The sequence below is a fragment of the Pseudoxanthomonas sp. LjRoot125 genome (assembly GCF_964252705.1).
In the GTDB taxonomy this organism is placed as follows: Bacteria; Pseudomonadota; Gammaproteobacteria; order Xanthomonadales; family Xanthomonadaceae; genus Pseudoxanthomonas_A.
In genome coordinates this window covers 3,150,296-3,165,094 of record NZ_CAXUOY020000001.1, presented here as the reverse complement: position 1 = coordinate 3,165,094, position 14,799 = coordinate 3,150,296, and the positions used below count along the sequence as shown (strand labels likewise).

The following is a 14,799-nucleotide window of genomic DNA, read 5'->3' as shown; positions in this document are numbered from 1 at the left end:
GGCCTGCGCGCTCACTCGACTTCGAACCGCGCCACGTCGTCGATCTGCGCCTGGGCCCGGCGCAGGCTGGTGCCGGTAACGCTGTCGTCCATGAACTTGGCCAGGCGCGGGCGCGCCGGATTGCGCGACCAGCGATGCAGCCACAGCGTGCCCAGCAGGCCCGCCACGCCCACGCCCATCCCGATCCAGACCATGCCGGGCGCGCGTGCGTACAGGTCGGTGCCGCCCAGTCCCGCCACGACCATCAGCAGCGGCACCCACATGAACCACCACGGCAGCCCGGCCAGCATGCCGTTGATGAGGTAGGTACGCCGCAGCGTGGCCAGCCGCTTCTGGATGTCGACGATGGGCTGGGCGTAATCGATCTCGCGGATGCGGTGCATCGTCTGGCCCGCCATCGCGACCGTGGCGATGCCGTACAGCTGCACGACGATGCCGGCCACCACCGTCGTCCACGGCAGCCCGTCGGCCGACTGCCCGCCGCGGATCCAGAGCAGCGCGGCCAGCAGGATGAAGGGCGCGCCGAACAGGGTCTGCACCATCTGGCCCCAGAACAGCGGGCGCAAGCTGGTGAGCGCCTTCTGCTTGCGCTGTTCCAGCAGTACGTGGGTCTGCAGCGCGTCGTGGCGCTCCAGGCGGCGCGACAGCGTCTGCCACGCCAGTTTCAGATCATCGGGTTCCATCGTGGCGATTCCGTGGGAAGAGGTCATGGGATCAGAGTTCCTGGCGCAGCCGCTGCTTCAGCCGGCTGATCTTGGTGGCGACGTTGGTTTCGCTCAGGCCGAGCACGTCGGCCATCTCGCGATGGCTGCGGTCCTCCAGATAGAGCAGCAGCAGGGCACGATCGAGCGGCGGCTGTGCCTGGATGAAGCGATAGAGCAGGTCGACCTGCTGGCGCCCCTCGTGGTCGTGCGCGCGCGGGTCGGCGAGGTCGTGGTGGTCCTCGTTCCAGGCCTCCGGTTGCACGCCGCGTGTCCGGCCGCGCACATACGAGATCGCCACGTTCAGCGCGATCCGGTACATCCAGGTCGCCGCCGGGCGTTGCGGGTCGTAGCCGGGCCACGCACGCCACAACTGGGTGGCGATCTCCTGCATCAGGTCGTCGCGGTCGTCCGGATGCCAGGCATAGGTGCCGGCGACCTTGGCGACGATGCCGCGATGGGCCTGCAGGACAGCCTGGAAGCCGGCGCGGGCGTCGGTGTCCGTGGTCATGGCAGGGGTCGATTCCATCCGGGCGTCGGCTCGATTGTGCGGGTCTGGAGGGTGATTCGCCGCTGCGCGGGAAACATCACAGGTCGTCGCCTGGGCTTTGCCTGCGGTCCGTCCCGGCATGGCCGATGTGTGAAAATGCGGCATCGGGTCCGTCACGGGCTCCAGACGGACCGCGACGGCCTTCCTGCATGACGACCCATCTCGACCACGTGCGTTTGCGCTACGACAGCGTTCCCTATGCGTCGTACGCGTACCCGCAGTGCGCCCCGGAACACCTCGCCGCCGTGGCCACGCTGTTCGGCCATGCCGCGCCGGACCCGCGCACGGCCCGGGTGCTGGAGCTGGGCGGCGCGTCGGGCGGCAACGTCATTCCGTTCGCGGTCCGCAACCCCGGGGGCGAGGCAGTCTGCGTGGACCTGTCCGAGGTCCAGGTGGACGCCGGCCGCACGCAGGTCGTCCGGATGGGCCTGCACAACATGCAGATGCTGGCCGGCGACCTGGCGGCGCTGGATACCGCCGCGCTGGGGCGCTTCGACTACATCGTCTGCCATGGCCTCTACAGCTGGGTGCCGGCCGCGATCCAGGACGCTCTCTTGCGGCTGTGCAGTGCGTGCCTGTCCGACGATGGCGTGGTGTTCGTCAGCTACAACACCTATCCGGGCTGGAAGGCCAAGGAGATGCTGCGCGACGCGATGCTGTTGCACAGCGAGGGCCGCGACAGCACGCAGGAGCAGGTGGCGTATGCGCGCGCGATGGTGGGTTTCCTGCAGCAGGTGGCGCCGCGCGACGGACTGATGGCGCACGTGCTGCACGAGAACCTGCCTTATCTGCGCGACCCGAACGATCACTACATCGCGCACGAGTACCTCGAGCCCGACAACCTGCCGTGCTATTTCCAGCAGTTCCTCGAGCGCGCGCGCGATCACGGGTTGGGCTACCTGGCCGAAGCGCAGCCGTCGATGATGGTGCCGGCCAACTACGGCCCGCAGATCGCCGAACCGTTGCAGCGCGCCTTCGGCCACGACCAGGTGCGGATGGAGCAGTACCTGGATTTCGCCATCAACCGTGCGTTTCGGCAGACATTGCTGGTCCGCGCGGCGCACGGCACGCGCGACTTCGCCGTGGACCGCGCGCGCTTGAAGGCGCTGCACTTCGCTGCCCGCATGCCCTGCCGGGACGGCGCGACGCGGCAGGACGGATCGGTCCAGCACTTCGGCGTGCAGGACAGCACCAGCGTCGGCACGGGGCTGAGCGCGGCCAAGTGCGCCTTTGATCTGCTCACTGCCCGTTGGCCGGCGACCGTATCGCGCGACGAACTCGTCGCCCACGCGTTCGAGGCCCAGCGCGGCCCCGACCGGCTGCCGCGTGAGCGGGTCGAGGCCGCGACCGACGAGCTGCTGCAGGTGCTGGTGGTCAAGGGCGTGGCGAGGATCCGCCGCGAGGCCATTCCCGGGCACGCATCGCTGGAGCGTCCCCATGTGGATGCGGGCGTGCGGGCGATGGTTGCTGCGCAGGCGCCGGGCAGTCCGCATGCCGCAGACCTGTGGCATGAGGGCCTGGACCTGTCGCCGGCGGCGCGCGCGCTGCTGCCGCTGATGGACGGATCGCGGGACCGCGCCGCGCTGGTCGCCGCATGGGCGGCCGATCCCGGCCGTGCCGGCGGGCAGGCCACGGGCAGCGCCGGACAGGACGTCGACGTCCTGCTGCGCTGGCTGGCGGGCATGGCGGTCGCCGCCGCCCCCGACGGCTGATTTCACGCCGTTTACGCTGCAACGCGACACGAAGCCCCCCCAGGGCGCACAATATGCGGCTCGGCGTGCGGCTCCGCGACGCCCCGGAGTCCCCGCATGTTTACCGAATCCCCTTCGCCCGCCCCCCTGTTGTTCGCCGATCTCGGCCTGTCCGCGCCCGTCATGGCGGCCGTCACCGAGGTGGGCTACGAGAGCCCGTCGCCGATCCAGGCCGCGACCATTCCCGCCATGCTGGGTGGGCGCGACGTGCTGGGCACGGCGCAGACCGGTACCGGCAAGACCGCGGCGTTCGCGCTGCCGGTGCTGGCGAACATCAACCTGAACGCCGATCGCCCGCAGGCGCTGGTGCTGGCGCCGACGCGCGAGCTGGCCATCCAGGTCGCCGAGGCATTCCAGAAGTACGCGGCGAAGATCCCGGGCTTCCACGTGCTGCCGATCTACGGCGGCCAGAGCTATTACCCGCAGCTGCAGGCGCTGAAGCGCGGCGTGCATGTCGTCGTCGGTACGCCCGGCCGCGTGATCGACCACCTCGAGCGCGGTTCGCTGGACCTCTCCGGCCTGACCACGCTGGTGCTGGACGAAGCCGATGAAATGCTGCGCATGGGTTTCATCGACGACGTCGAGACCGTGCTGAAGAAGACGCCGGAAACGCGCCAGGTGGCGCTGTTCTCGGCGACCATGCCGCCCGCCATCCGCCGCATCGCCCAGACCTACCTCAAGGAACCGGTCGAGGTGAACATCGCGGCCAAGACCACCACGTCGGCGAACATCCGCCAGCGTTACTGGTGGGTCAGCGGCATGCACAAGCTGGATGCGCTGACCCGCATCCTGGAAGTGGAACCGTTCGACGGCATGATCGTCTTCGCGCGCACCAAGGCGGCGACCGAGGAACTGGCCGACAAGCTGCAGGCACGTGGCCTGGCCGCGGCAGCGATCAACGGCGACATGCAGCAGGCGGCGCGCGAGAAGACCATCCAGCAGCTCAAGGACGGCAAGCTCGACATCCTCGTCGCCACCGACGTGGCCGCGCGCGGCCTGGACGTGGAGCGGATCAGCCACGTGCTGAACTACGACATCCCGTACGACACCGAAAGCTACGTGCACCGCATCGGCCGCACCGGCCGTGCCGGTCGCAGCGGCGATGCGATCCTGTTCGTCACCCCGCGCGAGAAGGGCATGCTGCGTTCGATCGAGCGCGCCACGCGCCAGCCGATCGAAGAGATGCAGCTGCCCAGCGTGGAGGCGGTGAACGACCGCCGCGTGGAGAAGTTCCTCTCGCGCATCACCGACACGCTGGCATCGGGCAAGGCGGGCGAATTCCGCGCGCTGATCGAGCGTTACGAGCGCGAACAGAACGTGCCGGCCGTGGACATCGCCGCCGCGCTGGCGCAGCTGGTGCAGGGCGACACGCCGCTGTTGCTGTCGCAGGAACGCACCCCGCGCGAACAGCGCCCGGTGCGCAACGAGACCTACGGCAACGCCCCGCGCCGCGAGCGCGAGGACCGTCCGCGCCGCCATGACGACGCACCGGGCGAGCGCCCGGCGCGCAGCTTCGACAAGCCCGAGCGTTCGAAGATCGAGCGTCCGGACGTCGACCGTCCGCGCGCCGACAAGGCACCGCGTACCGCACCGGACGTGGGCATGGAGACTTACCGCATCGAAGTGGGCCACGCGCATGGCGTGAAGCCGGCCAACATCGTCGGCGCCATCGCCAACGAGGCCGGGCTGGAAAGCCGCTACATCGGCCGGATCGACATCCAGCACGACCACACCACGCTCGACCTGCCCGAAGGCATGCCGCGCGAGGTGCTGATGCACCTGAAGAAGGTCTGGGTGTCGGGCCAGCAGCTCCGCATCCACAAGCCCGGCGAGGGTGGCGGTGCGGGTGCCGCGCCGCCGCGCAAGTTCGGTGGCCCGGGCGCCGGCAAGGGCAAGCCGCGCGGCGACAAGTCGTTCGGCGCGGGCAAGCCGGCCGCCAAGCCGCACCGCAAGGGACCGCCGCGGCAGGAGTGAGGATCGCCGGCTGGCGCGGGGGCGCCGGCAGGTGGCATGGAAGTTGCATTTCGTAGACGCAAGCCAGCGCACCGGGTGTCGGGAAGCGGCGACGTACCGGAGTGTTCGTGAGGGGATCGGGGAGGCAACGAGGCGTGATCGCAGGGTGGCTGATGCTGCTCTGTGCATTGCCGTGCCTGGCCCTGGCCACGCCGCAGGTCGGCCGGGACTACCTGGTGACCGGCGCGCCCACGTCGGAACAGGCCCCGCAGCGTCACTGTACGCCCGCGATGCAGGTCGAACTGACCGAGCGTGTCGAGATCCCCGCGCCGCCCGAAGGCTGGTCCGGTGCGCCGCAGGCGATCAACGTCTTCAACATCTTCGCCGGTGAAGTCCGGGTGCACCATGGCGACCGCGAGATCTGCGGGCGCATGCACGATGCGCGCACGCGCGATTCCCGTTTCCGTGCCGGCGTCGGCATGGTGGTGGTACCCCCCGCAGGCAACCACGAACCCATCCAGGTCGCCTGGGCCGCGCCCCTGAAGCCCGGCTGGATCCCCACCGTACGGATCGGCGCGCCGAGCCCGGTGCAGCAGTTCGACACGGCGCGCCTGTTGGTGCGCACCTCGTGCCTGGCCATCGCCATCGCGCTGGCCTTCATGGCGCTGATGGGCTTCCTGAGCACGCGCGACCGCGTGTTCCTCGGCTACACGCTGTTGTGCACGCTCATGGTGCTGGGGCAGGCCGTGCTGAGCGGCCTCAGCGGCTATCCCGAACCGTGGTTGCCGATCGGCGACCAGGAGTCGCGCTGGCTGGTGGCGTTCTCGTGCCTGGGCCTGCCGGTCCTGCTGTACGTGATGTGGCTGCTGGTCGGTGCCGCGCGCACCTGGCCCACGACCGAGCGTTGGCTGCCGTGGCTGACCTCCGCCATCTGCGCGACCGCACTGGCCGCGCTGTGGCTGCCGTTGGGCACGCTGTCGCGCCTGGCGGTGGGCATGGACGCGGCGTTTGCGCTGGGCTGCACGGTGATCCTGGTGCTGGGCCTGGCCAGCCTGCGCCGTCGCCGCGCCGATGCGCTCGCCGCGATCGCGGCGGTGCTGCCGTTCCTGGCGATGACGGTCATGGACATGGCCGACAACCGGCTCCTGATCGAATACCGGGTGGAAGCGATCCAGTTCTCGATCACCTGGTTCCTGACCGTCAGCGCTTACGTGCTGAACCTGCGGCTGGGCCACCTGCGCCGCCAGCGCGACGAGATGCGCGCGCTGGCCGACACCGACGAACTCACCGGCCTGCCGAACCGGCGCGCCGGCCTGAAGCGCCTGGAACAGCACATGGCCGACGCCCGCAACGGGGCGGGTGCCCTGTCGGTGGGCTTCCTGGACATCGACCTGTTCAAGCGCATCAACGACGTCCACGGGCATGCGGTCGGCGACCGCGTGCTGGTGGCCGTGGCCGGCACGCTGACCGCCGCGGTCCGCACGCCGGCGGACGTGATCCGGATGGGCGGCGAGGAGTTCCTGGTGCTGCTGCCCGGCGTCGGCGGCGATGCCGCGCGTGCGCGCCTGGAGCAGATGCGCGTGCAGGTCAGTGCGGCGGGCGAGGGCTTGGCCATCGCCGGCCTGGCGGTGACCGCGAGCATCGGCCTGGCCGCCTTCACGAGCGACGACGCGGATGCCGCATCGCTGTTGCGCCGCGCCGACGCGGCGATGTACCGCGCCAAGCGCGCCGGGCGCGACCAGGTGGTCGAAGCCGAAGCCGCCCTGGACGGCAACACCTGACGCGGCACGACCACTGGTCGGCCGATCGGGCCGAAAGCCCTCGGCACCCTCAAGCCGGCGTCGGCGGGGCCGATGAACGAGCGCGGGGGCCTGCGTGCGCGGCGCCTGCAGACGGGCAGCACCGACGGGAGCGGTACGTGGACAACAAGGACGCAGCACCGGTCGGCGACCCCGCCGGCACCGACATCGACAGGGGCCTGAAGCGCCTGCCCGCACGGGTGCTGGTGTTGATCCTGCTGTCCGCGCTGGGCGCCTTGCTGACGGCCGCGATCCTGGAGACCCAGGCCGGCGCGACCGCCTACATCATCGGCGAGAGCCACTGGTCCAAGGCCCAGCAGCGTGCCGTGCACAGCCTCTACCGCTACGCCAGCCATGGCGATCCCGCCGATCTGGCGGAAGCACGCGCCGCCCTCCAGGTGCCGCTGGGCGATCGTGCGGCACGCTTGGCGCTGGAGCAGACGCCGGTGGACGTGGCCGCCGCACGCGCGGGCTTCCTGCAGGGAGGCAATGCGCCCGGCAATCTCGATCGCCTGATCCGCATGTACCGCGGGCTCAGCGGCGCGCCGTACTTTCGTGATTCCGTCCGTCTGTGGCGCGAAGCCGAGGTGGAGATCCTGCAGCTGGTGCGCCTGGCCGACGAACTGGAAGCGCAGCAGGCCGCGCGCAGTCTCGATGCGGGCGAGGTGCTGGCGTACCAGCGCGAACTGACCGCGATCGACGCCCGCCTGCGTCCACGCGAGATCGCCTTCTCGCGCTCGCTCGCCGACGGTGCGGACTTCATGCGGCATGTGTTGCTGGCGCTCAGTGCGTTGGCGTTCCTCGTGTTGTGCGCTTACGCACTCCATGTGATGCGCAAGACGCTGCGGCGGGTGCGCGAAACCGAAAGCGAATTCCGCATGGCCTTCCACCAGTCCGCGGTGGGCATGCTGAAGCTGGATCGCGATGGGCGCTTCACCCAGGCCAACGAGGCGCTCGCGCAGATCCTGGGCAGGGCGCTGCAGGAGATCCGGGCCCTGCGGCTGCACGACGTGCTGCATGCCGACGATGTGCGGCTGGATGCGAAGGGCGGGATCGACTGGGACCGTCTGCTCGAACCCGGCGAGCGCCGGTTGGTGCGGCAGGATGGCGACGTGCGTTGGGTCCGATGGACCGCCTCGGTGGTGGCGGCGAACGCGCAAGGCGACGATCGGGTATTCGTGCTGGTGGAGGACGTTTCCGATGCGCACGAACTCGCCTGCGAAATCGCACACCAGGCCAGCCATGACGAACTCACCGGGCTGATCAATCGCCGCGAGATCGCGCGGCGCCTCGGCTGTGCGTTGGGACAGGCGCGCGGTTGCACCGGGCGGCACACGCTGTGCTACATCGACCTGGACCAGTTCAAGTTGGTCAACGACACCTGCGGCCATGAAGCAGGCGACCGGTTCCTCTGTCATTTCGCCAGCCGCGTCGCGGCGCTGCTGCGCCGGGACGACTGGCTGGGTCGGCTGGGCGGCGACGAATTCGCGATCCTGCTGCACGACACCACGCTGGAAGAGGCCGAGGCCGCGATGGCGCGCATCCACGCCACGCTGGCGGAGGCCTCGTTCCAGTGGAACGGGCGGGCGTTCGGCCTCAACTGCAGCATCGGCGTGGCTGAGATCAACGACGCGGCGGTGGACGTCGATTGGCTGCTGCGCGCGGCCGACGCGGCGTGCTACATGGCCAAGGAAGAAGGCCGCAACCGCATCCGCTGCTATCGCGACTCCGACCCAAGCCTGTCGCGCCGACGTCACGAACTCGAGTGGGTCGCGCATACGCAACTGGCCATCGCCGAAGATCGCCTGCTGTTGTATGCGCAGCAGATCGTCGCCCTCGATGGCGGCGATCGCTTCCAGTACGAAGTGCTGGTGCGGCTGCGCGACCGCGACGGGCACGTGCACGCGCCCGGCGTGTTCCTGCCGGCGATGGAACGCTACGGGCAGGGCATGGCGGTGGACCGCGCCGTCATCGACGCGCTGTGCCGCCACTTCGCCCGCCACCCCGCGGAGCTCGCGCGCGTGGATCTCTGCCACGTGAACGTGTCCGCGCAGTCGATCGCCGATCCGGCCTTCCTCGACCACGTCAACCTGCTGCTGGACCAGCATCCCGGCGTGGCGCAGCGCCTGTGTTTCGAGATCACCGAGACCGCGGTGATCGCCAACCTCGACGATGCCTGCCGCTTCATCGATGGCATGCGGGCGCGCGGTTGCTGCATCGCGCTGGACGATTTCGGCAGCGGGTTGTCGTCGTTCGGCTACCTCAAGCGGCTGGCGGTAGACATCCTGAAGATCGACGGCGCCTTCATCCGCGACCTCGCCAAGGGCGAATCCGATCTCGCCCTGGTGCGTTCCATGAGCCAGATGGGGCAGGCGCTGGGCAAGGTGACCATCGCCGAGTGGGTGGAATCGGAAGCGGTGATGGCGCAGTTGCGCGAGGTCGGCATCGGTTACGTGCAGGGGTATGCGGTGCACGTGCCATGCCCGCTGGCGGACCTGGCGCTGGTCGACGAGGCGGTGGCGGAACCGGCCTGAACGCAGGGCCGGCGACGCCAGCCTGCCGATCCCGGATAATGGCGGCATGACCGTCCGCCTCAACAAATACATCGCCGATACCGGCTTCTGCTCCCGCCGCGAGGCCGACCGCCTGCTGGGCGAGCGACGCGTCACCGTCAACGGCATCCCCGCGGGCACCGGCGCCGTGGTGGGCGAGGGCGACGAGGTCCTGGTCGACGGGCAGCCGCTCAAGCTGCGCGCCGTGAAGGCCGGCAAGCGCCGACATGTCTACATCGTGCTGAACAAGCCGGTGGGCATCACCTGCACCACGGAATCGTCGGTGAAGGACAACATCGTGGACTTCATCGGCCACGAGCAGCGCATTTTTCCGATCGGCCGGCTCGACAAGGATTCGGAAGGCTTGATCCTGCTGACCAGCAACGGCGATATCGTCAACCAGATCCTGCGCGCGGAGAACCGCCACGAGAAGGAATACCTGGTGGCGGTGAACAAGCCGGTGACCGATGAATTCCTGCGCGGCATGGCGCGCGGCGTGCGCGTGCATGGCGAAACGACGCTGCCGTGCAGGACCAGCCGGATCGCCAAGTTCGGTTTCCGCATCACCTTGACCCAGGGCTTGAACCGGCAGATCCGCCTGATGGCGGCGGCGTTCGACTACCGCGTCACCCAGCTGCGCCGCGTGCGCATCGACAACGTCAAGCTCGGCGACCTGAAGCCGGGTCGCTGGCGCAACCTGACCGACCAGGAACTGCGTGGACTGCTGCCGCAGCAGGACAGCTGGTAAGCCTGTGACGGCGCCCGCGACATAGCGTCGTCGGGGGTTTTCATCGCGGCAAAGACGGGCATACTTCGCCCGTCCCCAGGTGAACGATTGCCCGGCATGAGCAAACCGCCCAAGCCCGACAACGAAGAACAGCGCCTCGCCGCACTGCGCAGCTTCGACATCCTCGACAGCGAGCCCGAACGCGCCTTCGACGACCTGGTCCGCATCGCCGCCGGCATCTGCGGCGTGCCGATGGCGGCGGTGACGCTGATCGATCGCGACCGCCAGTGGTTCAAGGCGCAGGTCGGGATGGAAAGCCCGGACCCGTCGCTGGAGACCTCGTTCTGCGCACACACCGTGCTGGACCCCGGCGCCGCGACCGTGGTGGCCGATGCCACCCAGGACCATCGCTTCGCCGACAACCCGCTGGTGACCGCGGCGAACGGCATCCGCTTCTACGCCGGTGCGCCGCTGGTGACGCAGGAAGGCTTCGCGCTGGGTGCGCTGTGCGTGGTGGACGACGAGCCACACGAACTGGCGCCGTTCCAGTTGCAGGCGCTGGATGCGCTGTCGCGACAGATCGTCCAGTTGCTGGAACTGCGTCGCGTGAGCAAGCAGTTGCGGCACCAGTTGCACGAGCGCGCCTGGTACGAGCAGCAGATGCAGCTCTACCAGGACCAGCTGGAGCAGCAGAACGCCGATCTCTCGGAACAGACGCGCACCGATCCGCTGACCGGGTTGCCGAACCGCCGCGCGTTCACGGCCGCACTGGACGGCGCCATGCACAAGGCCACGCAGAGCGGCGACCCGCTGGCGGTGGCCGTGCTGGACGTGGACCACTTCAAGACGGTCAACGATATCCATGGCCACGACGAGGGCGACCGCGTGCTGGTGGCCCTGGCCGACATGCTGAAGGCACAGACGGCCGGTCGTGGCCTGGCCGCGCGCCACGGGGGTGAGGAGTTCGTCATCCTGATGCCCGGCGCCACGCTGGAAGAAGCGCGCCTGCAGTGCGAATTCATGCGCCAGAGCGTGGCCCTGCTGCCGATGGGCCTGCCGATTTCCGTCAGCATCGGCCTGGCGGCCCGCCTGCGCGAGGACACGGCGGAAACCATGTTCCGTCGTGCCGACCAGGCGCTGTATGAGGCCAAGCGCAATGGCCGCGACCGCGTGGTGGTGGCCGCCCGCTGAGTTGATCGGGATCAATGCACGCTGCGGCGAACCGTCGCATCGTGTCTCCGTCGGCGGCGCAGCCTGCAGCCGCCCCCTACGGAGCACGACGATGAAGATCCTGTTGGCCGTGGATGGAAGCGAGATCGGCCTGGCCGGCGTCCGCCATCTGGTGGAGTTGGGCAAGTCGCTGGCGGAGACGCCGACCGTCACCCTGCTGTACGTCGATCCGCCGCTGCTGCGGTCGGTCGCGCTCGAGCTGGGCAGCGACGGCGTGGAGCGCTACCACGCGGAGAACGGCGCGTACGCGCTCAAGAAGGCGCGGACCGCCCTCAAGCGTGCGCAGATCCCGTTCGTCGAAAAAGTGCTGGTGGGCGAGCCCGCCGAGAGCATCGTCAAGCAGGCCAAGTCGAGCAAGGCCGACCTGGTGGTGATGGGTACGCACGGCCGCGGTGCGCTGAAGCAGCTGTTCGTCGGCTCGGTGGCGCTGAAGGTGATCGCGACGAGCCCGGTACCGGTGGTCGTCGCCCGCTGAAGCGCGTCAGTCGACGACGTTCTTCGCCTCGGAGGTGCCGAGCACTTCCGGGTGTTCGATGCGCTTGCTGCGCTGGGTCAGCGGGTGCAGGAACACCGCGGCCAGGATGATGCCCACGCCGAGGTAGAACAGCGGCGTCAGTTCGCGCTGTTCGCCCAGCAGCACGATGGCCAGGACGATGGCGTAGACCGGTTCCAGGTTGGTCACCAGCTGCACGCCGTACGCGCTGAGGTGCTTCAGTGCGACCAGCGACAGCGCGAACGGCAGCAGCGTGCAGGCCAGCGACAGGATCACCAGCAGCGCGCCGTCCTTCAGGCCGGGCAGCACGAACAGGTCGCCCGCGAAGGCCGGGAACAGCGTCGGCATCAGCGGGGCGAGCGCGGTCAGCAGCAGGGTGCCGGCGCCCAGTTCGAGGCCGGTGATGGTCAACGGTTCGCCGTGGTCGATCAGGCGCTTGTTGAGCGGGCCGAACACGGCCACCAGCAGTGCCGACAGCGCGCCCACCAGCACGCCCAGGCGCATGCCATCGGGAATGCCGCCCACGACCAGCGCCACGCCCGGCAGCACTGCGATGCCGAACAGCAGTTCGCGCCACGAGAACGGGCGACGCGTCAGCCAGGGCTCGATCACCGAGGTGAAGGCCGGTGCCAGGGCGATGCAGGTCACCGCGACCGAGGCGTTGGACAGCTTGATCGCGCCGTAGAAGGTCAGCCAGTGCAGGGCGACGATCAGGCCGATGCCGCAGTACGCGAGCATCAGCTTCGCCGGCATCGCGCGCAGGCCGCGCCAGACGCGCGGCAGCAGCGCCAGCGCCGCGACCACGATCAGCATGCGCCACCACACCAGCGGCAGGGCCGACAGGCTGATCATCTTGCCCAGGATGGGGGTGAAGCCCCACAGCAGGACGCACAGGTGGATCTGCAACTGGGCCTTGGCGGTCGGTGTCATCGGCATCCGCACATTGTCGCCGAAGCACTGCGCGGCTGGCGATGGGACCACTCCCTGCCGGGCGTCCGTCGTGGCAAGCTGGCGACACTGCGGACCGAGGATGACCGATGTCGCCTGCACGCCTTCCCGTCGTATCCCGTACCTGCGCCGCCCTGGTGGGGCTGCTGGCCCTCTCGGCGCTGGCGCTGCAGTACATCCTGCTCGTGCAGCTGACGCGCGACACCATCGGCGTGGGATTGGGCACGCTGCGTTTCATCACTTACTTCACCATCCTCAGCAACATCGCGGTGGCGCTGGTCGCGTTCACCGCGACCACGGGGCGTCCGGGTTTCTTCGCGCAGGCCCGCGTGCGCGGTGCGGTCGCGCTCTACATCGGCGTTACCGGCAGCATCTATTTCTTCATCCTGCGCCACCTGTGGCAGCCGCAGGGCGCGCAATGGTGGGCCGACACCGGCCTGCACTACGCAGTGCCGCTGGCGTACTGGGCGTGGTGGCTGGCCGGCGTGCCGCACGGCGCGCTGCGCTGGCGCGATGTCGCAGGGTGGCTGTTGTTTCCGCTGGGCTACGTCATCTGGGTGTTCCTGCGCGGCGCGTGGGTGGGCGAGTACCCGTATCCGTTCATCGACGTGGGCCAGCTCGGCTGGGCACGGGTCGGCGTCAACGCGCTGGGTGTCATGGGCGTGTTCGTCGTGCTGGGGTTGGTCGTCGTGGGCCTGGACCGCGTGCTGGGCGGCAAGCGCGCATCGCCACGGTGAACTGGACGGCCGCACGGCCGCGTGCGATGGTCGCCCGCCGCCCGTCCTGCCGATGATCGAATGAACGCACCCGCCGCTCCGGTACAGCGCCCCTTCGACCGGCGCGATGCGAAGACGCTCGGCCTGTCGGCACTGGGCGGCGCGCTGGAGTTCTACGACTTCGTCGTGTTCGTGTTCTTCGCCAAGACGCTGGGCGCGTTGTTCTTCCCGCCCGGCACCGCACCCTGGCTGGCGCAGCTGCAGGTGTACGGCATCTTCGCCGCCGGCTACGTGGCGCGTCCGCTGGGCGGCATCGTGATGGCGCACTTCGGCGACCGCCTGGGGCGCAAGCGCATGTTCACGCTCAGCGTTTTCATGATGTCGGTGCCGACGCTGCTGATCGGCCTGCTGCCCACGCATGCGCAGGTCGGTGCATTGGCGCCGTTGCTGTTGCTGACGATGCGGATCGTGCAGGGCATCGCGGTCGGTGGCGAAGTGCCGGGTGCCTGGGTGTTCGTGGCCGAGCACGTACCGCGCAGCCGCGTGGGCATCGCCTGCGCCACGCTGACGGCGGGGCTGACCGCCGGCATCCTGATCGGCTCGCTGTTGGCCGCGTGGATCAACACGCACTACAGCGCGGCGGAGGTGCAGGCGTGGGTATGGCGCGTGCCGTTCCTGATCGGCGGCGTGTTCGGCTTTGTCGCGGTATGGCTGCGGCGATGGCTGGAAGAAACGCCGGTCTTCGTCGAGATGCGCGAACGCCGGCAGCTCTCCCGCCAGGTGCCGGTCAAACAGGTGCTCGCCGCGCATCGGCCGGCCGTGGTGCTGTCGATCCTCGCCTCGTGGCAGCTGACGGCGGCGATCGTCGTCATCGTGCTGCTGACGCCTACTCTGGTGCAGACCAGCTTCGGTATTGCGCCCGCGGTCGCGTTCCACGGCAACAGCCTGGCGACGCTGGCGCTGGTGTTCGGCTGCCTGGCCGCCGGCTGGGCGGTGGACAGGATCGGCGTGGGGCGCGCGCTGCTGTCGGGTTCGCTGGGATTGGGCGTGGCGGCCTACGCGCTGTACGGCGCGCTGCTGTCGGGGCACGAAGCGCAGTTCGTGGCGTGGTACACGCTGGCCGGCTTCTGCTGCGGCGTGGTCGGCGTGACGCCGGCGCTGATGGTCGCGGCGTTCCCGCCGGAAGTGCGATTTTCCGGTCTTTCGTTTTCCTACAACGTGGCGTACGCGGTGTTCGGCGGGCTGACCCCGCCGCTGCTCGCCTGGTTGTCGAAGGCATGGGGGCCGCTGGCCCCGGCGCACTATGTGGCCTTCACCTGCGTGGTCGGTGTCGGCGTGGCCGCCTGGATCATCGCGAAGCGACCGCTGCGCTACTGAGG

General features: G+C 69.4%; 12 protein-coding genes. 9 read left to right on the top strand and 3 right to left on the bottom strand.

Going from position 1 to position 14,799, the window contains the following annotated elements:
- Window positions 1-11: 11 nt before the first annotated feature.
- Window positions 12-710: a serine/threonine protein kinase gene (locus ACSION_RS14830; RefSeq protein ID WP_435306526.1), complete on the bottom strand. Its 699-nt coding sequence runs from the start codon at window positions 708-710 to the stop codon at window positions 12-14.
- 4 nt (window positions 711-714) lie between these two features.
- Complete coding sequence (locus ACSION_RS14825) at window positions 715-1,212, bottom strand: RNA polymerase sigma factor (protein ID WP_435306525.1); 498 nt, start codon at window positions 1,210-1,212, stop codon at window positions 715-717.
- Window positions 1,213-1,400: 188 nt separating this feature from the next.
- Here ACSION_RS14825 and ACSION_RS14820 point away from each other — a divergent pair, with 188 nt between their 5' ends.
- The 7 genes from ACSION_RS14820 to ACSION_RS14790 all read left to right on the top strand — a co-directional run bounded on the left by ACSION_RS14820 (window position 1,401) and on the right by ACSION_RS14790 (window position 11,738).
- Complete coding sequence (locus tag ACSION_RS14820; RefSeq protein WP_435306524.1) at window positions 1,401-2,963, top strand: methyltransferase regulatory domain-containing protein; 1,563 nt, start codon at window positions 1,401-1,403, stop codon at window positions 2,961-2,963.
- A 96-nt stretch (window positions 2,964-3,059) separates the two neighbouring features.
- Complete coding sequence (locus ACSION_RS14815) at window positions 3,060-4,976, top strand: DEAD/DEAH box helicase (RefSeq protein ID WP_435306523.1); 1,917 nt, start codon at window positions 3,060-3,062, stop codon at window positions 4,974-4,976.
- 134 nt (window positions 4,977-5,110) lie between these two features.
- Window positions 5,111-6,736 (top strand): diguanylate cyclase, encoded by a 1,626-nt coding sequence (locus tag ACSION_RS14810; RefSeq protein ID WP_435306522.1) that lies wholly within the window; start codon window positions 5,111-5,113, stop codon window positions 6,734-6,736.
- A gap of 137 nt (window positions 6,737-6,873) precedes the next feature.
- Entirely contained in the window at window positions 6,874-9,288 is a 2,415-nt protein-coding gene (locus ACSION_RS14805) for a putative bifunctional diguanylate cyclase/phosphodiesterase (protein WP_435306521.1), read from the top strand.
- Window positions 9,289-9,334: 46 nt separating this feature from the next.
- Window positions 9,335-10,054 (top strand): pseudouridine synthase, encoded by a 720-nt coding sequence (locus tag ACSION_RS14800; RefSeq protein WP_435306520.1) that lies wholly within the window; start codon window positions 9,335-9,337, stop codon window positions 10,052-10,054.
- A 96-nt stretch (window positions 10,055-10,150) separates the two neighbouring features.
- Window positions 10,151-11,224, top strand: a complete 1,074-nt coding sequence (locus ACSION_RS14795) for a sensor domain-containing diguanylate cyclase (protein WP_435306519.1) — start codon at window positions 10,151-10,153, stop codon at window positions 11,222-11,224.
- Between the two features lie 91 nt (window positions 11,225-11,315).
- Window positions 11,316-11,738 carry a universal stress protein gene (locus ACSION_RS14790; protein ID WP_435306518.1) on the top strand — a complete coding sequence of 141 codons (423 nt, stop codon included), beginning with the start codon at window positions 11,316-11,318 and terminating at the stop codon, window positions 11,736-11,738.
- A 6-nt stretch (window positions 11,739-11,744) separates the two neighbouring features.
- On the opposite strand, the gene ACSION_RS14785 is transcribed toward ACSION_RS14790, so the two are convergent.
- Window positions 11,745-12,692, bottom strand: a complete 948-nt coding sequence (locus ACSION_RS14785; RefSeq protein WP_093487142.1) for a DMT family transporter — start codon at window positions 12,690-12,692, stop codon at window positions 11,745-11,747.
- Window positions 12,693-12,793: 101 nt separating this feature from the next.
- Here ACSION_RS14785 and ACSION_RS14780 point away from each other — a divergent pair, with 101 nt between their 5' ends.
- Entirely contained in the window at window positions 12,794-13,441 is a 648-nt protein-coding gene (locus tag ACSION_RS14780) for a Pr6Pr family membrane protein (RefSeq protein WP_435306517.1), read from the top strand.
- A gap of 60 nt (window positions 13,442-13,501) precedes the next feature.
- Entirely contained in the window at window positions 13,502-14,797 is a 1,296-nt protein-coding gene (locus ACSION_RS14775; protein ID WP_435306516.1) for an MFS transporter, read from the top strand.
- Window positions 14,798-14,799 lie beyond the last annotated feature (2 nt).